The sequence below is a fragment of the Halomonas denitrificans genome (genome assembly GCF_003056305.1).
Classification (GTDB): domain Bacteria; phylum Pseudomonadota; class Gammaproteobacteria; order Pseudomonadales; family Halomonadaceae; genus Halomonas; species Halomonas denitrificans.
In genome coordinates this window covers 631,052-650,709 of the sequence record NZ_PYVX01000001.1, presented here as the reverse complement: position 1 = coordinate 650,709, position 19,658 = coordinate 631,052, and the positions used below count along the sequence as shown (strand labels likewise).

General features: G+C 68.9%; 20 protein-coding genes. 10 read left to right on the top strand and 10 right to left on the bottom strand.

Annotated elements, in window-relative coordinates; all coding sequences use genetic code 11:
* Positions 1-63: 63 nt before the first annotated feature.
* The 4 genes from C9F13_RS02905 to C9F13_RS02890 all read right to left on the bottom strand — a co-directional run bounded on the left by C9F13_RS02905 (position 64) and on the right by C9F13_RS02890 (position 2,791).
* The gene (locus tag C9F13_RS02905) at positions 64-651 is read right to left on the bottom strand and encodes an HD domain-containing protein (protein WP_108444727.1); all 588 of its coding nucleotides are present in this window, start codon (positions 649-651) and stop codon (positions 64-66) included.
* Positions 652-1,785, bottom strand: a complete 1,134-nt coding sequence (locus C9F13_RS02900) for a TauD/TfdA family dioxygenase (protein WP_211310888.1) — start codon at positions 1,783-1,785, stop codon at positions 652-654. It lies immediately after the preceding gene.
* 155 nt (positions 1,786-1,940) lie between these two features.
* Positions 1,941-2,591, bottom strand: coding sequence for a hypothetical protein (locus C9F13_RS02895; protein WP_108444725.1), 651 nt, complete (start codon positions 2,589-2,591; stop codon positions 1,941-1,943).
* Between the two features lie 2 nt (positions 2,592-2,593).
* Complete coding sequence (locus C9F13_RS02890; RefSeq protein WP_108444724.1) at positions 2,594-2,791, bottom strand: hypothetical protein; 198 nt, start codon at positions 2,789-2,791, stop codon at positions 2,594-2,596.
* Between the two features lie 489 nt (positions 2,792-3,280).
* Here C9F13_RS02890 and C9F13_RS02885 point away from each other — a divergent pair, with 489 nt between their 5' ends.
* On the top strand, positions 3,281-4,399 hold the full coding sequence (locus C9F13_RS02885; RefSeq protein WP_108444723.1) for an alkene reductase: 1,119 nt from the start codon (positions 3,281-3,283) through the stop codon (positions 4,397-4,399).
* Positions 4,400-4,508: 109 nt separating this feature from the next.
* Here C9F13_RS02885 and ccoG read toward each other — a convergent pair whose 3' ends face one another.
* Complete coding sequence (gene ccoG, locus C9F13_RS02880; protein WP_108444722.1) at positions 4,509-5,945, bottom strand: cytochrome c oxidase accessory protein CcoG; 1,437 nt, start codon at positions 5,943-5,945, stop codon at positions 4,509-4,511.
* 229 nt (positions 5,946-6,174) lie between these two features.
* Between ccoG and mapR the strand changes: the two genes are divergently transcribed.
* Complete coding sequence (mapR, locus tag C9F13_RS02875) at positions 6,175-7,584, top strand: GntR family transcriptional regulator MpaR (protein ID WP_108444721.1); 1,410 nt, start codon at positions 6,175-6,177, stop codon at positions 7,582-7,584.
* A 100-nt stretch (positions 7,585-7,684) separates the two neighbouring features.
* On the opposite strand, the gene C9F13_RS02870 is transcribed toward mapR, so the two are convergent.
* The 3 genes from C9F13_RS02870 to C9F13_RS02860 all read right to left on the bottom strand — a co-directional run bounded on the left by C9F13_RS02870 (position 7,685) and on the right by C9F13_RS02860 (position 9,140).
* A complete protein-coding gene (locus tag C9F13_RS02870) occupies positions 7,685-7,972 on the bottom strand; it encodes a hypothetical protein (protein WP_108444720.1) in 288 nt (95 codons plus the stop codon).
* A 145-nt stretch (positions 7,973-8,117) separates the two neighbouring features.
* A complete protein-coding gene (uraH, locus tag C9F13_RS02865) occupies positions 8,118-8,531 on the bottom strand; it encodes a hydroxyisourate hydrolase (RefSeq protein ID WP_108444719.1) in 414 nt (137 codons plus the stop codon).
* A 99-nt stretch (positions 8,532-8,630) separates the two neighbouring features.
* Positions 8,631-9,140 (bottom strand): GlcG/HbpS family heme-binding protein, encoded by a 510-nt coding sequence (locus C9F13_RS02860; RefSeq protein WP_108444718.1) that lies wholly within the window; start codon positions 9,138-9,140, stop codon positions 8,631-8,633.
* Between the two features lie 135 nt (positions 9,141-9,275).
* Here C9F13_RS02860 and C9F13_RS02855 point away from each other — a divergent pair, with 135 nt between their 5' ends.
* Together C9F13_RS02855 and C9F13_RS02850 are read left to right on the top strand one after the other, a co-directional pair.
* Positions 9,276-9,947 (top strand): heavy metal response regulator transcription factor, encoded by a 672-nt coding sequence (locus C9F13_RS02855; protein ID WP_108444717.1) that lies wholly within the window; start codon positions 9,276-9,278, stop codon positions 9,945-9,947.
* Positions 9,947-11,356, top strand: coding sequence for a heavy metal sensor histidine kinase (locus C9F13_RS02850; RefSeq protein ID WP_108444716.1), 1,410 nt, complete (start codon positions 9,947-9,949; stop codon positions 11,354-11,356). The genes C9F13_RS02855 and C9F13_RS02850 overlap by 1 nt, the downstream gene beginning before the upstream one ends.
* Here C9F13_RS02850 and C9F13_RS02845 read toward each other — a convergent pair.
* Both C9F13_RS02845 and C9F13_RS02840 read right to left on the bottom strand, forming a co-directional pair.
* Positions 11,307-11,798: a universal stress protein gene (locus tag C9F13_RS02845; protein ID WP_157955154.1), complete on the bottom strand. Its 492-nt coding sequence runs from the start codon at positions 11,796-11,798 to the stop codon at positions 11,307-11,309. The two genes, C9F13_RS02850 and C9F13_RS02845, sit on opposite strands and share 50 nt — an antisense overlap.
* Positions 11,799-11,908: 110 nt before the next feature.
* Positions 11,909-12,814 (bottom strand): LysR family transcriptional regulator, encoded by a 906-nt coding sequence (locus C9F13_RS02840; protein WP_108444714.1) that lies wholly within the window; start codon positions 12,812-12,814, stop codon positions 11,909-11,911.
* 215 nt (positions 12,815-13,029) lie between these two features.
* On the opposite strand from C9F13_RS02840, the gene cuyA reads away from it, so the two are divergent.
* From cuyA to C9F13_RS02810, 6 genes are all read left to right on the top strand, one after another.
* Entirely contained in the window at positions 13,030-14,043 is a 1,014-nt protein-coding gene (cuyA, locus tag C9F13_RS02835; RefSeq protein WP_108444713.1) for a D-cysteate sulfo-lyase, read from the top strand.
* A 112-nt stretch (positions 14,044-14,155) separates the two neighbouring features.
* On the top strand, positions 14,156-15,472 hold the full coding sequence (hisD, locus tag C9F13_RS02830; protein ID WP_211310887.1) for a histidinol dehydrogenase: 1,317 nt from the start codon (positions 14,156-14,158) through the stop codon (positions 15,470-15,472).
* A gap of 10 nt (positions 15,473-15,482) precedes the next feature.
* Positions 15,483-16,691, top strand: coding sequence for a DegT/DnrJ/EryC1/StrS family aminotransferase (locus C9F13_RS02825; RefSeq protein ID WP_108444712.1), 1,209 nt, complete (start codon positions 15,483-15,485; stop codon positions 16,689-16,691).
* Between the two features lie 57 nt (positions 16,692-16,748).
* Positions 16,749-17,732: a TRAP transporter substrate-binding protein gene (locus C9F13_RS02820; RefSeq protein WP_108444711.1), complete on the top strand. Its 984-nt coding sequence runs from the start codon at positions 16,749-16,751 to the stop codon at positions 17,730-17,732.
* Positions 17,733-17,808: 76 nt separating this feature from the next.
* Positions 17,809-18,363, top strand: a complete 555-nt coding sequence (locus C9F13_RS02815) for a TRAP transporter small permease (protein ID WP_211310886.1) — start codon at positions 17,809-17,811, stop codon at positions 18,361-18,363.
* 5 nt (positions 18,364-18,368) lie between these two features.
* Positions 18,369-19,649 carry a TRAP transporter large permease gene (locus C9F13_RS02810; protein WP_108444710.1) on the top strand — a complete coding sequence of 427 codons (1,281 nt, stop codon included), beginning with the start codon at positions 18,369-18,371 and terminating at the stop codon, positions 19,647-19,649.
* Positions 19,650-19,658 lie beyond the last annotated feature (9 nt).

The following is a 19,658-nucleotide window of genomic DNA, read 5'->3' as shown; positions in this document are numbered from 1 at the left end:
GAAAGCGTGCCAGGGAGGGGAGAGCGGGCGCCGCGAAGGCGCCCGTCGTCTCGGTTAGGCCGCTCAGAGCTCCAGCGGGTACTCCGTGCCGATCACCGCCGGGTCGAAGGGCGTGCGCGAGAAGACGCGGCGCAGCATCGGCTCGAAGTGCTCGAGGGGCGGGGTGGGGTAGTCCGGGTCGAAGGCGGCCTGGTCGTAGTGCTCGCAGAAGTCGACGCAGCTCTGGTAGCAGGGATGGTCCCGGTAGCGGTCGCGCTCGTTCGGATCCTTGCCGAAGTGGTGGGCGAAGTAGTAGGTCTGGAAGAGTCCGTGGTGGTGGACCACCCAGGTCACCTCGCCGCGCACGTAGGGGCGGATGATCGAGGCGGCGAGCTGAGAGTGGTTGTAGGGCGCCAGATCGTCGCCCAGGTCGTGCAGCAGGGCGCCGACGATCATGTCCTCGTCGGCGCCGTCGGCCTCGGCGCGGGCCGCCGACTGCAGCGAGTGCTCCAGCCGCGTCACCTGGTAGCCGCTCAGGCTGTGCTCCAGCCCGCGCAGCGCGTCCAGCAGGCGATCCACCAGCCCCTCGTTGAACTGCGCCTCCAGCCCCTCGAGGAAGATGTACTCTTCCCGGGTGCCGTCCTTCATCTGGCGAAATGCGACCTGTTCCATTCAGGCGACCTCCTCGATCGATTCACGGTGTTTCAAAAGACTGGCGAAGCGCTCCCGCGGGCCGTCGCTGTCGAGATAGCAGCCCTGCAGGTGGCGACGCCCCTCGTTGCTGTCGTAGCTGGTGCGCCCGTGCAGCACCCGGCTGTTGTCGAAGAGCATCAGCTCGCCGGCTCCCAGGGCGAAGCGCCGCTCATAGGCGGGGTCCGAGAACAGCTCGCCGAGGCGCTGCCGGGCGGCGTGGAAGACACGGGTCTCGGCGTCGGAGAGCAGCGGCAGGGCGTCGAGGCGCGGGCTGTAGTGCACCCCGGTCGGGTGGCCGTCGTCGTCGGTCTGGATCATGGCGCGGTGGGTGACGAGCTCGGTGCCCGCATCGACGAAGCGGAAGCGCACCGGGGTGCTCTTGAGCAGCGCATAGCCCTCGGGGGACTCGTGGCGCAGCCGCTCGAGCACCTTGAGGCTGTCGGCCAGGGTCGAGAGCCCGCCCTGGGTCTCGTTGATCAGGCAGTGAAGCAGCTGGATGCCCGGCACCGGCGTGCGGTAGGGGTTGTCGGTGTGCGGGCCCAGCGCCACGCTGCGATAGGCCAGGTCGTTGCCGCTCGGCCGCGAGTAGACCTCGAAGTAGCGGCCGAAGTTGGTCTCCTTGACGTAGCCGAAGTGGCGGCCGACCTCGAGGATGCGCTCGGGGTCGGTGGGCACGCCCGTGAGCACCAGGTGGCCCAGGCGCAGGTAGGCGTCCAGGGCGGCGCGGAAGTAGGCCGGCTCGTCGCGCACCCGGGTCCAGTCGAAGCGCACGCGCGCCGGGTCCAGGCCGGCGTCCCAGGGCTCGGCGGCCGGGAAGGTGGCGGTGTCGTCCAGCTCGTCGGCCAGCACGCGCAGGTCATAGGTCTCGCGGTGGCCGTCGCTGAAGGCGAGCGCCGCGTGGTGCTCGTCGATGCGGGTGACCTCGGTCAGCGTCAGCACCGTGTCGATGGCGTGGGAGTCGAACAGGCGCTGCTGGGTCATCGGCTCCAGCTGGTCGGGCGACTGGGTGCGCTCGCGCAGCCACAGCGGGCTGAGCTCCCGGGTGGCGTCGCCGTCCTCGAGGACCACCGAGGGCGGCTGCTCGTGAAGGATGAATGCGGGGCGAGTGGGCATGACGGGCATCCTCGTATGGCGTCGATCATCGGGCTTTCGATCGCCGGCATGGTGGGCGTTGTGCCGCCCGCGGGGTAGGGCCGCGGACTTATCGCTCACCATGCATTTTTCTTATTCCCCTCGCCATGACCGGGATCGCTTGGCCCTACCGCGCCTCACTCCTTGTCGCCGGCGAAGAGATCGCCCAGGTTCTCGTCGCTGCCTCTCAGCCCGAAGGTGGCGCGGGGCGGATCGAAATCCTCCCGCTCGCCGATCACCTCCCCGCGGGTCGAGATGACGATGCTGCGTCGCTCCGCGTAGCAGTAGTGGTAGCGCTGGATCTCGCCCCAGGTGACCAGCCTGCCGCCGCTCTCCTGCCAGTGATCACGGGCTTTCAGGCAGGCTGCCGCCAGGCGCTCCGCCCAGGGCAGTCGCCAGAAACCGAGGGGAAACGTCCGTCGCCGGAAGTGCTCGGTGAAGGCCATGGCGAAGATCGGCGTGCCGGGGCCGCGCACGTAGTCGGTATCGGCGAACAGCCAGTGGCGAAAGGCCGCGCGGTCCTCGGCCAGCCGCTCTAGCACGGCCTCGATGGCGGGTCCGGCATCGGCCTCGGCAATGCCCACGCAGCGACAGAGCGCCTCGAGAAAGCCGCGTTCGCCGTAGCGACTATCGCGATGCTCTCGCTCCAGCCCCAGGTAGGGCCCTTCGCGAAGCCGCTGGTAGTGCGCCAGGGCGTCGGTGTCGTGTGGGGCGTAGCCGAGATGGGCGAGCACGTCCTCCGGGCGCAGGTGCTGGGTGCGCAGCTGCAGTTCCTGTATCAGGTCCATGGTCACGCCCTCCCTGCCGGCTGGTGGTGGGGCCGTGGTGCGCCTGACCGGTGCCGATCTCCGCGCTGCGCCTCGAGGATGGCGTCGTTGCGCAGCTCCGGGCGCACGATGTCGTCCTCGGCGAGCAGGGCGGCCAGCGTGTGACGGCGGGTGACGGCAGCGGCGGCCGGGGTCTGAGTGGTGGTAGTGCGGTGGGTCATGATCGTCTCCGTTTCCCCTGACATTGGACAGGATGGTTCGGCCAGCGCCGACCCAGGGGAGAGGAGTCGCACGCCGCTTTAGCTGCATTTCTATTCCGCCCGCAAGTTGGTGCTTAAATCGGCGGCGGCCCGGGGGCCAGGCAACAAAAAACCCGCTTTGCATGGGCTAAAGCGGGCCTTCGGCGGCGCTTTAGCGGCATTTGTAGAGCGCCCGCAAGCTGGTGATCAAATCGGCGCTGACGCCAGCATAGGCCGCGCCGGGCTTGGATGTAAAGCGCTGACGTGGCCCAGGGGCCTCGGAACAGCCTGCCGCCAGGGGCCCTGCGACGGCGGCACGCGGCCGCTCCGGATATCGATTATCACGTTAACGATTAGCAGGGGTAGCCAGCACTCGGAGGTTGCTAGTAAACTGGTCTAATCATAGGCCCGGTCGAGTCGCCCGCCGAGGCGCCGACCCCAGATTCGACCCATCGAAGAGGACGTTGCCGCATGGCGTACGAGACCCTGCTGACCCCGACCCGCCTGGGCAGCCTGACGCTGCCCAATCGCATCCTGATGGCACCGCTGACCCGGGCCCGCACGCCCGACAGCGTTCCGGGCGAGCTGCAAGAGGCCTACTACGGCCAGCGCGCCGGCGCCGGCCTGATCATCAGCGAGGCGACCAACATCTCGCCCACGGCCAGGGGCTACGTCTATACCCCCGGCATCTGGACCGACGCGCAGGAGGCCGGCTGGAAGGGCGTCGTGGAGGCCGTGCACGCCAAGGGCGGGCGCATGGCCCTGCAGCTGTGGCACGTGGGGCGCGTCTCCCACGAGATGGTGCAGCCCGACGGCCAGGCGCCGGTGGCGCCGAGCGCCCTGAAGGGCGAGGGCGCCCAGTGCTTCGTCGAGTTTCCGGATGGCAGCGCCGGTCGCCACGAGACCAGCACCCCGCGGGCGCTCGAGACCGACGAGATCCCCGGCATCGTCGAGGACTACCGCCAGGCGGCGATCCGCGCCAAGCGGGCGGGCTTCGACATGGTCGAGGTGCACGCCGCCAACGCCTACCTGCTCAACCAGTTCCTGGCCACCGGCACCAACCGGCGCACGGACCGCTACGGCGGCTCGATCGAGAACCGCGCCCGCTTCCCGCTGGAGGTGGTCGATGCGGTGGCCGAGGTGTTCGGCCCCGCGCGCACCGGCATTCGCCTGACCCCCTTCATCGAGATCTTCGGCCTGACCGACGACGAGCCCGAAGAAATGGCCTTCTACCTGATGGAAGAGCTCTCCCGGCGTGGGCTGGCCTACGTGCACGTCAACGAGCCCGACTGGGCCGGCGGCGACGTCAAGTTCAGCGACGACTTCCGTCGCGCCCTGCGCGAGCGCTTCAGCGGCAGCCTGATCTTCTGCGGCCACTACGACGCCGAGCGTGCCCAGCGGATCATCGACGACGGGATCGCCGATGCGGTGGCCATCGGCCGCTCCTACATCGCCAACCCGGATCTGGTCGAGCGCTTCCGCGTCGACGCCCCGCTCAACGAGCCGAACCCCGATACCTTCTACGGCGGCGACGAGACGGGCTACACCGACTATCCGTTCCTGGACAACGGCTACGATCGTCACGGCTGATCGCCCCGCTTTGCGATGTTCCATGCTTTGCTGTTTGGCCCCCTCGATGAGGGGGCCTTTTTTGTGGGCCGTTGGGAGGGATCGGTGAGGGGCGATTCGCGAAGGGCCCTTAGCGCGGGGCGGACGGCCCCAGGAAGCGGGTCTCGCGCTCGATCGCCAGTGCCGAGTCGCGGGCGGCGACGCGCAGCGTGACGGGGTGGCTCGGCCGGGCCAGGGCCTCGGGGTCGGCCTCGAGGGCGATGCGCCAGCGCTGGGTGGCGTTCGCGGCCACCTCCATGACGTCGGGGCCGACCAGGGACAGCGCCGGCAGGCCGGTCGCCTCCAGGCGGAAGCGATGCGCCCGGTCGTCCTGGTTGCGCAGGGTCAGGGTGTAGTGGTTGACGACGCTTCCCTCCGCGACCTGGGTGAAGAGCCGCTGGCGGTCGCGTTCGATCTCGAACTGCAGGGGCGTGCGCTCGATCATGAACGCCACCATCAGGGCGACCATCACCACCAGGCCGGCGGCGTAGCCGACCAGCTGGGGACGCAGGATCCGCGAGGCCCGGCCGGCCAGGGCGTGCTCGGTGGTGTAGCGCACCAGGCCTCGCGGCTTGCCGAGGCGCTCCATGACGTCGTCGCAGGCATCGATGCAGGCGGCACAGCCGATGCACGCATACTGCAGGCCGTCGCGGATGTCGATGCCGGTGGGGCAGACCTGCACGCAGAGCTCGCAGTCGATGCAGTCGCCCGCCGGCGCCTGCTGGCCGTCGGCCTTGTGCCGGCGCTCGCGGCGCGGCTCGCCCCGGGCGGCATCGTAGGAGACGATCAGGGTGTCGGCGTCGAACATCACCGACTGGAAGCGGGCGTAGGGGCACATGTGCAGGCACACCTGCTCGCGCAGCCAGCCCGCGTTGAGGTAGGTGAACAGCGTGAAGAAGCCGATCCAGAGCAGCGCCCAGGGGCCGGCGTCGAGGCTCGCCAGGTCGACGACCAGGTCGCGGATCGGCGTGAAGTAGCCGACAAAGGTCAGGCCGGTGACGAAGGCGATAGTAAGCCAGGCGCTATGCTTGGCGGCCTTGCGCCACAGCACGTCGAGGCGTCGGGGTGCGCGGTCGCGGCGCATCCGCCGGTGTCGTGGCCCCTCGAGGCGATGCTCGAACCACAGGAACAGGAAGGTCCAGACGCTCTGCGGGCAGGCGTAGCCGCACCAGACGCGCCCGGCGAGCATGGTGATCAGGAAGAGGCCGAAGGCGCAGACGATCAGCAGCCAGGCCAGCAGGATGAAGTCCTGGGGGTAGAAGGTGGCGCTGAAGAGGTGGAACTCGCGGCTCGGCAGGTCGAACCAGACGAGGGGGCGATCGCCCCAGCGGAGCCAGGGCAGCGCGAGGTAGAGCGCCATCAGTGCCCAGTTCGCGCGGCGGCGCAGGCGCTGGAAGACGCCCTGGACCTCGCGCACGTAGAGGCGTGAGCGTGGGGCGGGCCTCGCCGGCGGCGGGGTGTCGGCGGGGTCGTGCCGACCGACCCCGGTCTCGGGCGCCAGGTCGTGCAGGGGGATGCGTTGGGTCATGTCGATATCCGGAAGAGGGCAGGCGGACGATGGCCGCACTATGCGCGCGGGGTGCGGCGCATAACAGACTCAGATGGCCGACAAAAAACCGGATCAGATGCTCGCCGTCCGCCGTGTCACAAGGCTTTGCGCTGTGCGGCGGCGTCTGCGATCGAGCGGGGCTGTTTTCGCGACGAGCCCCCCGGCTGGGGTATGCTGACGGCCCCGCGATGCGCCGGACACCCTTCCGATGAAGCGTTACGAACAGTTCGCCGACACGATTGCGACCCTCATCCGCCAGGGAGTGCTGGCGCCCGGGGAGCGCATCCCCTCGGTGCGCCAGGCCAGCCGGCACCACGGCATCAGCCCCTCGACCGTGTTCCAGGCTTACTACCTGCTGGAGCGCCGGGGGCTGATTCGGGCGCGGCCCCGCTCGGGCTATTTCGTGCGCGAGCAGGCCCGGCGCCTGATGGAGGAGCCCCGGGTCTGGGGGCAGCGGGCGGATCCCGCCGAGGTGGACGTCAGCGAGCTGGTCTTCTCGGTGCTCGAGTCGCTTCAGGACACCCGCACGGTGCCCTTCGGCTCGGCCTTCCCGAGCCCCGAGCTCTTCCCCCTGGCGCGCCTGGCGAGCAGCATGGCGCGCGGGCTGCGCGAGCTGTCGCCCCACGCGGTGATCGCCGACATGACCGCCGGCCATCCCGACCTCTGCCGCCAGATCGCCCTGCGCTACATGCTCGGCGGCATGCAGCTGCCCCTGGAGGAGCTGGTGATCACCAACGGCGCCATGGAGGCGCTGAACCTGGGGCTGCAGTGCGTGACCCAGCCAGGCGACCTGGTGGCCATCGAGGCGCCGGCCTTCTACGCCAGCCTCCAGGTGCTCGAGCGCCTCGAGCTGAAGGCGGTGGAGATCCCGGTGCATCCGCGCGAGGGCATCGACCTCGACATCCTCGAGGCGCGCCTGGCGACGCTGCCCATCAAGGCCTGCTGGTTCATGAGCCACCTCCAGAACCCCCAGGGCGCGAGCCTCGACGACGCGCGCAAGCGTCGCCTCTATGGGCTGCTGAAGCGGCACCAGGTGCCCATGCTTGAGGATGACGCCTACGCCGAGCTCTATTTCGGCAGCACGCCGCCGACGCCCGTGAAGGCGCTCGACGACGCAGGCCTGGTGATGCACTGCGGCTCCTTCTCGAAGTGCCTGGCGCCGGGCTACCGCGTCGGCTGGGTGGCGGGCGGGCGCTTCGCCGCGGCGATCTCGCGCCTCAAGCTGATGACCACCCTCTCGCCGTCGATCCCGGCCCAGGCAGCCATCGCCGACTACCTCCAGCGCGGCGGCTTCGATCGCCACCTGCGCACGCTGCGCCATGCCCTGGAGGCGCAGCAGGCCGCCATGCTGGCCTCCGCCGATCGCCACTTTCCCGCCGGCACCCGCATCACCCGGCCCGAGGGTGGCTACTTCCTGTGGGTCGAGTTTCCGGAGCGGGTCGACTCGCTGCGCCTGTTCCGCATGGCGCTGGACCAGGGCGTCAGCCTGGCCCCGGGGCCCATCTTCTCGGCCACCCAGGGCTTTCGCCACTGCGCGCGCCTGAGCTACGGACACCCGTGGACGCCGCGCAGCGAGCGGGCCATGGAGACGCTGGGGCGGCTGCTCGCCTCGTTCTGATCCCATTCGGCGCCCTAGACGAGACGATGCCAGCCGGCGGGCGCCGGCTGGCATCGTGGCGATTCCCGCATGGCCCCGAGGGTCGGGGCCCGGCGAGGGCTCAGCTGCCCGTCGCCTCCCGAGCCGGGGAGAGGCCGCTCGGCATCAGGGCCAGGTCGCGGGTCGCCTGGTGGCGCTCCTGAAGGCGCTGGCGCGCCTGCATCATGGCCGTGGAGTCGCCGAGCATGCCGCCGGTGTAGGTCGCAAGGTCGGTCATGGTCATCGGCGCGGCGTAGGAGATCGTCGCCTCGTTGAGGCTCAGGGCGCGCTCCGTGGCGGGATCGGCCTGGGCGGTACCGGCGAGCAGGGCCGTGGCCAGCATCAGGCCGGCAAGGGACTTGGACAGCATGGTAAACCTCCCGCAATTAGCGATAGGGGAACTGACGTGAACGGGCTTAGTTGAACGGGCTTAGTTGAACGGGCTTAGGTGAACGCGCTTGTATGAGCTCGCTGGCGTGAATCGACCCTGACGGGCCGATCCACGCCGGCGCGCATCAGTTGCCGCGGTAGGTGGAGTAGCCGTACGGGCTCAGCAGCAGCGGCACGTGGTAGTGCTGCTCGGTGTTCTCGACCTGGAAGGGCACCGGGATCTCCGGGAAGAAGGTGGCGGTGTCGTGCTCGGCGAACCACTCGCCGGTCTCGAAGGTCACGCGGTAGACGCCCGCCTCGAAGGCCGCGTCCTCGGGGTAGAGGGCGTTGATGCGGCCGGCCTCGTCGGTGGTCGCGGTGGCCAGGGACTCCCAGCCCGCGTCGGTGCGACGCTCGAGCTCGACCTCGACGCCCGGCGATGGCTGGCCGCTCTGGATGTTGAGCACGTGCACGCTCAGCGGGTTGTCGGCGGCCATGGCGGTGGCGGCGGCGCTGCTGAGGGCGATACCGGCGGCGACGGAAGTGAGGATCTTCTTCATGGATGACTCCTTTGGGGTGGTGTCGATACCGTGCGGGACACGGTGGTCGTGGGTCGGTCGAAACGGAGGGCGTGACGGCGGCGAGGCCGGCTCGCCGGCTTACCGGGCGGCGCTGGCCTCGGGCAGCACGTCCTCGATGGCGCTGAGGGCGCAGCCCTCGTCGATGGCCGAGCCGCCGGCGCCGGCCACGCCCAGGGCGCCGATCACCTCGCCGTCGACGGTAAGCGGCACGCCGCCGCCGAGCAGCAGCAGCTCGTCCAGGGTGTTCAGGTTGGCCGACTCGGGATCGTCCCGGGCGATCCGGGAGAGCGCGCGGCTGCTGGTGCCGGTCGAGAGCGAGGTGAAGGCCTTGCGCTGGGCGGCCACGGTGTTGTGCGGGCCGATGTTGTCGTCGCGCTGCAGGGCCACCAGGTTGCCGCCGCGGTCGACGGCCGCCACCACGGCGGTGCGGTCGTCGGCATGGCAGGCCTCGAGGGTGGCGTCGACCAGGCGATTGGCCAGCTCCAGCGACAGGTTCTGCTGCGTCAGGCCCACGCCGGTGTCGGCGAGGACGCTGCCGGCCAGCATGGCGGCGCCGAGCAGGGGCAGGCGAGCCAGTCGTGATCTCATGAGAACCTCCTGATGAAGTGACGAGGCCATCCTGACACCCTGGCCTCGTCAAACCCCTGACGGCAGGATTACAGCTTTGTAATGGGCAAGGGGGCCGGGCCCGGCTACCCTGTGCCGATTTCGCGGAGGGGCGGTATGCGTATCCTGGTGGTGGAGGACGAACAGAAGACCGCCGACTACCTGTGCAAGGGGCTCAGCGAGTCGGGGTATCGCGTCGAGGTGGCCCGCGACGGCTATGACGCCCAGCACCTGATCGAGGAGGGCGAGTTCGACCTGATCATCCTCGACGTGATGCTGCCGGGGCTGGACGGCTGGCAGCTGCTGCGGCTGATCCGCCGCCGCAGCCAGGTGCCGGTGCTCTTCCTGACCGCCCGCGACGCGGTGGAGTATCGCGTCAAGGGCCTCGAGCTCGGCGCCGACGACTACCTGGTCAAGCCCTTCTCCTTCGTCGAGCTGCTGGCCCGAGTGCGTACCCTGCTGCGCCGCGGGCCGCCCCGGGAGACCGAGCACTTTCGCGTGGCCGACCTGGAGATGGACGTGCTGCGCCGCCGGGTGACCCGCCAGGGCGAGCGCATCGCGCTGACCAACAAGGAGTTCGCGCTGCTGGAGCTGTTCCTCGACCGCGAGGGAGAGGTGCTGTCGCGCACCTACATCGCCTCGCGGGTCTGGCAGATGAACTTCGACAGCGACACCAACGTGGTCGAGGTGGCCGTGCGCCGGCTGCGCGCCAAGGTCGACGACCCCTACCCCCACAAGCTGATCCACACCGAGCGCGGTATGGGCTACGTGCTGGAGGACCGCGCCTGATGCCGGTGCTCAACTCCCTGGCGACGCGCCTGTCGCTGCTGTTCGCCCTGGTCAGTGTGCTGCTGCTGGGCAGCATCGGCGCCTACCTCTATCACTCGCTGCACCGGGAGATCGCCTGGCGCGACGACCAGATGCTGCGCGGGCGCCTGGAGCGCATGGAGGCGCTGCTCGACGACGGCGAGAGCGTCGCCGCCCTGCGTGAACGCCCCCAGCTCTACGCCAACATGCTGGGCAACCGCGACAGCCTGCTGTGGATCCTCGATCCCCGGGGTAAGGTGCTGATCGAGGTCAACCCGGGGAACCTGGCGGTACCCACGCTGCCGGCGAGTCGGGAGGTGCGTCTCGACGACGTGGCCGGGGCGGTGCCGGCGCGCCTGGCCTGGCAGACCCTCGAGCAGGACGGGCGGCCGCTGACGCTGGTCGCCGGCAAGCTGCTCGACGAGCGCCGGCAGATGCTTTCGGCCTACCGGCTGCGGCTGTGGCTGGCGCTGGCCACCGGCGCGCTGCTCGCCTTCCTGCTGGGGTGGGGGGTGAGCCGCCGGGGGCTTGGACCGCTGCGCCGCCTGGCCGAGCAGGCCAACCGCATCGATGTGCGCCACCTCGATCGGCGCCTGAACGACGCGGGCGAGACCGAGGAGATCGGCGCCCTGAGCCTGGGGCTCAACCGGATGCTCGATCGCCTGGAGGAGGGCTTCTTCCAGCTCGCCCGCTACTCCGCGGACATGGCCCACGAGATGCGCACGCCGCTGACCAACCTGCTGGGGCAGACGCAGCACACCCTGCGCCGGGAGCGCAGCGCCGAGGAGTACCGGCAGGTGCTGGAGTCGAACATCGAGGAGTACGAGCGGCTGTCACGCATGATCGACAGCATGCTGCTGCTGGCGCGTACCGAGAACCCCTCCAAGGAGATCCCCCGCGAGGCGGTCGACCTGGGCCTGCTGGTCGAGCAGCTCTGCGAGTATTTCGAGGGCATGGCGGAAGAGGACGGGCGCGAACTGATCCATCACGCGAGCGGCAGCGTGGTGGCCAGCTGCGAGCTGCTGCGCCGGGCGCTGGCCAACCTGCTGGCCAATGCCCTGCGCCACGGCAGAAGCGGCACGCCGATCCGCATCACTACCGCGACCACCGCGGAGCGGGTCGAGCTGCGGGTGCAGAACCAGGGCGACGTCATCGCGCCCGATGACCTCTCGCGGGTGTTCGAGCGCTTCTATCGCTGTGACCCGGCGCGCACCGGCTCGGTGGATTCCGGGGGGCTGGGGCTTGCCATCGTGCGCTCGATCGCCCAGTGGCACGGCGGCGAGGTCGGCGTCGAGAGCGACGCCGAGCGCGGCACCACCTTCACCCTGTCGCTGCCGAGGGTCAGTCGCGACGCGGCGGCACCACCACCACCGGCACGTGGGAGCGCTTGATCACCCCCTTGGTGATCTTGCCCGCGTAGCTCGTCGAGAAGCTGCGCTTGTTGGACGCCATCACGATCATGTCGCTGCCGCGGCGATGGGCGTAGTCGGTGATCACCACCGCCGGATAGCCCTCCAGCACGCTGCGCTTCATCTCGCGGGCGCCGAAGGCCTCCCGCAGCTCGGAGTGGCCGGCCCAGAAGGTCTCGATCTTCTCGTCCAGCACGGCGCTGGCCTCCTTGAGACGCTGCGCCCGCAGGGTCTCGAGGATCTCCCGATCCGGGATGTTGACCCGCAGGGTGTTGACCACGTCGTCGGACAGCGACTTGACCGCGTGCAGCACCTCGAGCTCCGCGCCGGTGGCCACCGCCAGCCCCACCGCATGCGCCAGCACCGGATTGCAGTCGATCTTCAGCCCCACACAGCACAGGATGCGACGGATACCATGGCTCATCATGCCTCCTTCGACGGCGCGGCATCGGGGGCCGCGTCGCGCGATCAGTGATAGTCAGCACTTCCTAGCTTATCGCACTGGCCCCCTGGCGCCGAACGTCGGGGGGTGCGTCAGATCGTCGGGGGGCGGTCGTGCATCAGCCGCCACAGGGTCTCGAGCGAGCTGGACTCGACGTCGGGCTGGCGGTAGCAGGCCACGACCAGTTTCGGCCCGCCCAGGGTGTCCAGCAGCGAGGTCAGCCGGCCGGCGATCAGGTCCTCCTCGATCAGGCCGTGGGGCAGCCAGCCGATCCCCAGCCCCGACAGGGTCAACTCGCGGATGCCGATGGTGAACGAGGTCTCGCAGACCAGCTCGGTATCGAAGCGGCGCTGCAGGTCGAGCATATAGGGGCTCGCCAGCACCCCGCCGAGGAAGCTGTCCGGCTCGTAGCCGATCAGCGGCAGGTGTGACCGGCCCTCGAGATCGAACAGCGGCTGCCCCTGCTGGTTCGCGGCGCAGACCGGGATCAGCTGCTCCACGCCCAGCGGCACGCGCTCGATCTCCTCGCGATCGAGGAACAGCGGTGCCCCCTCGAGCTCGCTGCACAGCAGCAGGTCGGCCTCGCCGCGCTGAAAGTTGCGGATGCAGTCGCTGCGATCCGACGAGCGCACCTGCAGGCGCGCCTCGGGGGCGCGCCGCCGGAAGTGGCGCAGCAGCCGGGGCAGGTAGCTCACGGTGAGGGTGTGCTGGGTGGTCAGGATCGCCCGGGGACCGTGCTTAGCGTCCGCGCGGATGCGGCTGCGCATGGCGTAGAGGCGTGCCAGCCAGTCGCGCATCGACGGCTCGTAGGTCCGCGCGTGGGGCGTGAGGGCGAGGCGCGGCGAGTGGCGATCGATCAGCTCGACCCCCAGCCACTCCTCGAGCTGGCGGATGCGTCGCGAGAAGGCCGGCTGGGTGACGTGGCGCACCTCGGCGGCCTGGGAGAAGGTGCCTGCCTCGATCAAAGCAAGAAAATCTTCAATCCATTCGATTTTCATAACAATTTTCCGGGAGGCAGTACAGGAAAAGACAAATCTGTGGTGTATGCAAAAAAGTAACCGCTCACGAGCATCTTGGCATTGGTCCGCGTCGGTGCGCTCGTATTAGCTTTGAGACAGACCGGTCGGTGGCGAACGGTGACTCGCCGGCCCGTTGACCGTCTCATTTCGAGAGCACGCTTATGCCACAACAAATTACCCGCCTGGAGGCTCGTATGCACCTTTCCCGTTTTCCCCGTGTCCGCCTCGGCCACATGCCGACGCCGCTCGAGCCGATGGACAACCTGAGCCGTCTGCTGGGTGGCCCGCGCCTGTGGATCAAGCGCGATGACTGCACCGGCCTCTCCACCGGCGGCAACAAGACCCGCAAGCTCGAGTTCCTGATGGCCGATGCCCTGGAGAAGGGCGCCGACACCATCATCACCCAGGGCGCGACCCAGTCGAACCACGCCCGCCAGACCGTCGCGGCGGCCTGCAAGCTGGGCCTCAAGTGCCACATCCTGCTCGAGGATCGCACCGGCAGCCACGACCCGGCCTACAACTACAACGGCAACGTCTTCCTCGACCAGCTGCACGGCGCCAGCGTCGAGAAGCGCCCCGGCGGCGCCGACATGGCGGCCGAGATGGAGGCCCTGGCCGAGACCCTGAAGGCCGATGGCAAGACCCCCTACATCATTCCCGGCGGCGGCTCCAACGAGATCGGCGCCCTGGGCTACGTCAACGCCGCCCTGGAGCTGCTCGCCCAGGCCAACGACATGGGCCTGCAGATCGACCACCTGGTGCACGCCACCGGCAGCGCCGGCACCCAGGCCGGCCTCGTCACGGGCCTGGCCGCCTGCAACGCCGGCATCCCGGTGCTCGGCGTCGGCGTGCGCGCGCCCAAGGACAAGCAGGAGGCCAACGTCTTCGCGCTGGCTCAGAAGACCGAGGCCAAGCTCGGCCTCTCCGGCGTGGTCTCCCGCGAGGACGTCGTGGCCAACTGCGACTACGTGGGCGAGGGCTACGGCATCCCCACCGAGAGCATGGTCGAGGCCGTCACCCTGCTGGCGCGCCACGAGGGCATCCTGCTCGATCCGGTCTACTCCGGCAAAGGCATGGCGGGCCTGATCGACCTGATCCGCAAGGGCCACTTCAAGGCCGGCGAGAACGTGGTGTTCCTGCACACCGGCGGCAGCGTCGCGCTGTTCGGCTACCCGGATGCCTTCGGCTTCCCCGACTACCAGGCGTGACGGCCGGCCCCCGGCCCTCGCCGGGCCGTGTGGGGCCGCGTCGTCGTCCCCGGGGTGCGCCCCGGGGGATTCATCAGAGATTTGAGCCGTTAGCGCCATTGCGGAGTAGACAATGACAATTCGACATCTCAAGCAGGCGGAGGGCGCCGAGGGCGTCGCCGCCGAGGATCAACGGGTCACCGCCGCGGTGCGCCAGATGCTCGACGACATTCGCGAGCGGGGCGAGCCGGCCGTGCGCGAGTACGCCGAGAAGTTCGATGGCTGGACCGGCGACTTCGTGCTCAGCGACGAGAAGCGCCAGCGCCTGATCGACAGCGTGCCGCAGTCGGTGAAGGACGACATCGACTTCGCCCATCGCCAGATCCGCCGCTTCGCCGAGGCGCAGCGCGACAGCCTGACCTCCTTCGAGATCGAGACCGAGCCCGGCGTGCTGCTCGGCCAGCGGGTGCTGCCGGTCGACTGCGCCGGCTGCTACATCCCCGGCGGCCGCTATGCCCACGCCGCCTCGGCGCTGATGAGCGTGGCGACCGCCAAGGCGGCCGGCGTGCCCCACGTGGTGGCCTGCTCCCCGCCCCGCGGCGACAGCATCAACCCGGCGGTGGTCTACGCGCTGCACGTGGCCGGCGCCGACATGATCCTCGAGATGGGCGGCGTGCACGCCATGGCGAGCATGGCCTTCGGCCTGTTCGGCGGGCGCGAGGCCGACATCCTGGTCGGTCCGGGCAACGCCTACGTGGCCGAGGCCAAGCGCCTGCTGTTCGGCCAGGTCGGCATCGACGTCTTCGCCGGCCCGACCGAATCGGCGGTGATCGCCGACGACTCCGCCGATCCGATGACCATCGCCGTCGACCTGGTCTCCCAGGCCGAGCACGGCACCAACTCGCCGGTGTGGCTGTTCACCACCAGCGAGGCGCTGGGCCGGAAGGTCATCGAGCTGGTGCCCAAGGTCGCCGACGACATGCCCAACGCCGACGTCATCCACGCCGCCTGGCGCGACCACGGCGAGGTGATCCTGGGCGACACCCGCGAGGAGGTCGTCGAGGTGAGCGATCGCTACGCCTGCGAGCACCTGCAGGTGCTGTGCGAGGACCTCGACTGGTGGAAGGAGCACCTGCGCAACTACGGCTCGCTGTTCCTCGGCGAGGGCAGCACCGTCACCCATGGCGACAAGTGCTCGGGCACCAACCACATCCTGCCGACCAAGCGCGCCGGTCGCTACAGCGGTGGCCTGAACGTGCACAAGTTCATGAAGGTACTGACCACCCAGCAGCTCAGCGAGGAGGCCAACCGGACCTTCAGCGCCGTGGGCTCGCGCATCTCCCGCGTCGAGGGCATGGAAGGGCACGCCCGGGCCTGCGACTGGCGCCTGACCAAGTACTTCCCCGACGAGCAGTGGGATTTCCCCGTCCATCACCAGCAGCGTTACTGAGGTAGGTCCCATGCGCCGTTTCTCGAAATCCTTTACCCAGCAGGAGCCGATCGCCGAGGAGGCGATCGAGGCCGCGGTGGAGGTCATGCGCACCGGCCGCCTGCATCGCTACAACCTGGTCGAGGGCGAGAAGGGCGCGACCGCCTTGCTGGAACAGGAGTTCGCGGCGAGCCTGGGCGTGCCCTACGTGCTGGCCTGCGCCTCCGGTGGCTATGCGCTGCAGCTGGCGCTGCGCGCTTGCGGGCTTGAGCGCGGCGAGGCGGTGCTGTGCAACGCCTTCACGCTCTCGCCGGTGCCGGGCAGCATCCACGCCGCGGGCGGCGAGGCCGTGCTGGTGGACATTCAGGAGGACACCACCGTCGATCCCGATGATCTGGCCGCCGCGGCCAAGGAGAGCGGCGCGCGCTTCTTCCTGCTCTCGCACATGCGCGGCCACATCGGCGACATGAACGCCATCGTGGCGGTCTGCGAGGCCCACGGCATCACCCTGATCGAGGACTGCGCCCATACCATGGGGGCCCGCTACGACGGCCGGCCCAGCGGCACCTTCGGCAAGGTGGGCTGCTTCAGCACCCAGACCTACAAGCACCTCAACTCCGGCGAGGGGGGGCTTCTGAGCACCGACGACCCCGAGGTGATGCGCCGTGCGGTGATCATGTCGGGTTCCTACATGCTCTACGACCGTCACCTGGCGGCCCCGCCGGCCGATACCTTCGCCGAGACCCGGCTGGTGACGCCCAACATGAGCGGGCGGATGGACAACCTGCGCGCGGCGATCCTGCGCCCGCAGCTGGCCGAGCTCGCCTCGCGCCAGCGTCGCTGGAACGCGCTCTACCGCCGCCTCGAGGGCGCGCTGGCCGAGATGGCCCCGGTCGAGACGATTCCGCGGCCCGCGCGGGAGGACTTCGTCGGCAGCTCGATCCAGTTCCGGCTGCCGTCGCTCTCCCATGACGCGATCGCCCGGTTCATCGCCGGCTGCGAGGCGCGGGGCATCCCGCTCAAGTGGTACGGCAAGCCCCAGCCCGAGGACTACACCAGCCGCTACGACAGCTGGGGCTACCTGACCGAGACGCGCCCGCTGCCCAACGCCGACCGGATCCTCGCCACGCTGTGCGACCTGAGGCTGCCGTTGACCTTCGACGAACACGACTGCGACGACATCGCCGAGCTGCTCGGCGATGCCCTGGCGCAGGCCACCGACACGACTACCCGCGGGTAGTGCGTACGTTGCGTACGCAGTAGCAGCACCCACCCGATGAAGAATGGAGTGACAACAATGTTCAAGAAAACTCTCTTGGCTTCCGCCGTGCTGGCCACGCTGACCACCCAGGCCGTCCAGGCCGAGACCTTCAAGGTCGGCATGGGCGATCCCATGGATTCCGACCAGGGGGCCCTGGCGCAGCGCTTCGAGGAGCTGGTCGAGTCGCTCTCCGGCGGCGAGATGCAGGTCGAGCTGTTCCCCGGCGGCCAGCTCGGCTCCGAGACCGGCATGATCCAGGACACCCGCATCGGCAAGCTCGACTTCGCCCTGGTGGGCGTGGGCAACCTGACGCCGTATGCGCCGCGCCTCGGCGCCCTGACCATGCCCTACGCGATCCGCAGCCACGCCGACGCGGTCAAGGCCACCACCGGCCCGCTGGCGGATCGCTGGAACGCCATCGCCGAAGAGGAAGCCGGCGTGCACATCGTCAGCTGGCTCTATTCCAACTTCCGCTACCTGACCAACTCCCAGCGCCCGGTGACCACCCTCGAGGACATCGAGGGGCTCAAGGTGCGGGTGCCGCAGAACGAGCTGATGCTCGCCACCTACGAGGCCTGGGGCGCCAGCCCGATCAGCATGTCCTGGCCGGAGGTCTTCACCGGCCTGCAGCAGGGCGTGATCGACGGTCAGGACAACCCCTACATCGTCAACTACACGATGAAGTTCCAGGAGGTGCAGGACTACCTCACCGAGATCCACTACCAGTACTCCCTGCAGCCCATCGTGATGGGCGTGCGGACCTACGAGAAGCTCTCCGACGAGGAGCGCGAGATCATCGATCGGGCCGGCCTCGAGGCGCAGCTCTACGCGCTGCAGTTCCAGCTGACCGAGGCCTCCAAGGCCCGCGCCGGCATGGAGGCCGAAGGGGTCGAGGTCTCGACCCTCGAGGACGAGGAAGAGTGGGTACGCATCGCCAAGGAGCAGGTCTGGCCGGAGTTCTATGACGAGATCGGCGGGCAGGAAGCCTTCGAGGAAATGCAGAAGGCCCTGGGGCACTGAGTGAGGTCGGGCCGGGCGACGCCGCGTCGCCCGGCCCTCGACGCTTCTCGCACTCCCACCGGGGAAGGAGGCTTACGTGTTAGACAAGCTCAATCATATCGAGGATTACGCCTGCCGCTTCCTGCTCGGGTTGTTCGTCGTGCTGCTGTTCGCGCAGGTGGTGATGCGCGTGACGCTGGGCATCGGCATGGCCTGGATCGAGGAACTGGCGCGCTACGCGTTCGTCTGGTTCGTGTTCCTGGGGGCGGCCCATGCGGCCCACCTGGGGGCCCATAACCGCCTGCAGACCCACATCAAGATGATGCCCAGGCGCGTCGCCAACACCCTGCTGCTGCTGGTCGACCTGGTCTGGGTGGGCTTCTGCCTGGTGCTGGCCTGGAAGAGCCTGGACCTGATCGGGCTGCTGCTGGAGTTTCCCTACGACTCGCCGGCCCTGGGCTGGTCGCTGGCCTACGTCTATTTCGTGTTCCCCATCGCCTTCGTGCTGATGGCCTTTCGCGTGCTGCAGGTGCAGTACCTGAAGCTGGTCAAGGGCATCGAACCCGGCGACGTGGAGCAGCAGGAAGTCAGCAAGATTACCGAGGGGGAGTCCAACACCACCGGCGACTCCTCTTCTAACGGCAAGGGGTAAGCCTGATGGCCGCAACGGTTCTTTTTTCCATGTTCGGGGCGCTGCTGTTTCTCGGTGCGCCCATCGTGGTGGCCCTCGGGGTCGCCTCCATGGCGGTCTACGTCCTCAGCGGCGATGATCTCAGCTCGCTGATCGAGCTGGCCTTTTCCGCCATCAACTCGTTTCCGCTCATGGCGCTGCCCTCGTTCATCCTGGCCGGCGCCCTGATGGGCGACGCCGGCATCGCCCGGCGCCTGATCCATATCGCCGAGGAGCTGGCCGGGCCCGCCGCCGGCGGCCTGGGTGCCGCCGCGGTGATGGCCTGCATGTTCTTCGGCGCGATCTCGGGCTCGGGGCCGGCGACCACCGCCGCGGTGGGCATGCTGGTGATACCGGCGATGATCGAGCGCGGCTACGGGCGCAGCTACCCGGCGGCGATCACCGCCACCGCCGGCGGGCTCGGGGTGGTGATCCCGCCCAGCATGCCGCTGGTGATCTACGGCGTGACCGCCAACGAGTCCATCTCGGCGCTGTTCATGGCCGGGGTCTTTCCCGGCATCATGCTCGGCGTGGGCCTGATCGTGGCCAACTACATCACCGCCAAGCGCAACGGCTACCAGACCGAGGGCACGGGCTACGACAAGAAGCGCATCTTCAAGGTCCTGAAGGACGGCTTCTGGTCGATCATGGCGCCGGTGGTGATCCTCGGCGGCATCTACTCCGGGATGTTCACGCCCACCGAGGCCGCGGTGGTCTCCATCTTCTACGCCCTGTTCGTCGGCATCTTCATCCACAAGGAGTCGTCGCTGCGCGGCCTCAACGAGGCCTTCCAGAGCACCACCTGGCTGACCGGACGGGTGCTGATCATCATGTTCACCGCCACCGCCTTCGGCCGCATCCTGGTCGAGAACCACATCCCGGCGATGATCGCCCAGGGCATCCTCGAGATCACCGACAGCCTGTGGCTGGTCTGGATCCTGGTGATCGGCTTCCTGCTGATCGTCGGCATGTTCATCGAGATCCTCGCGACCATCATGATCGTCACCCCGGTGCTGCTGCCGGTGATGGTGGAGCTGGGCGTCGATCCGATCCACTTCGGGATCGTGCTGGTGGTGAGCCTCGGCATCGGCTTCTCCACGCCGCCGCTCGGGGAGAACATGTTCATCAGCTCGAGCATCGCCAACGTCTCCATCGAGCGCATCTCGGTGCGCGCCATTCCGCTGGTCGGCTCCATGGTGGTGATCGACCTCATCCTGGCGTTCTTCCCCCAGATCACCCTGTGGCTGCCCACGGTGCTGGGCTTCTGATCCCCCATA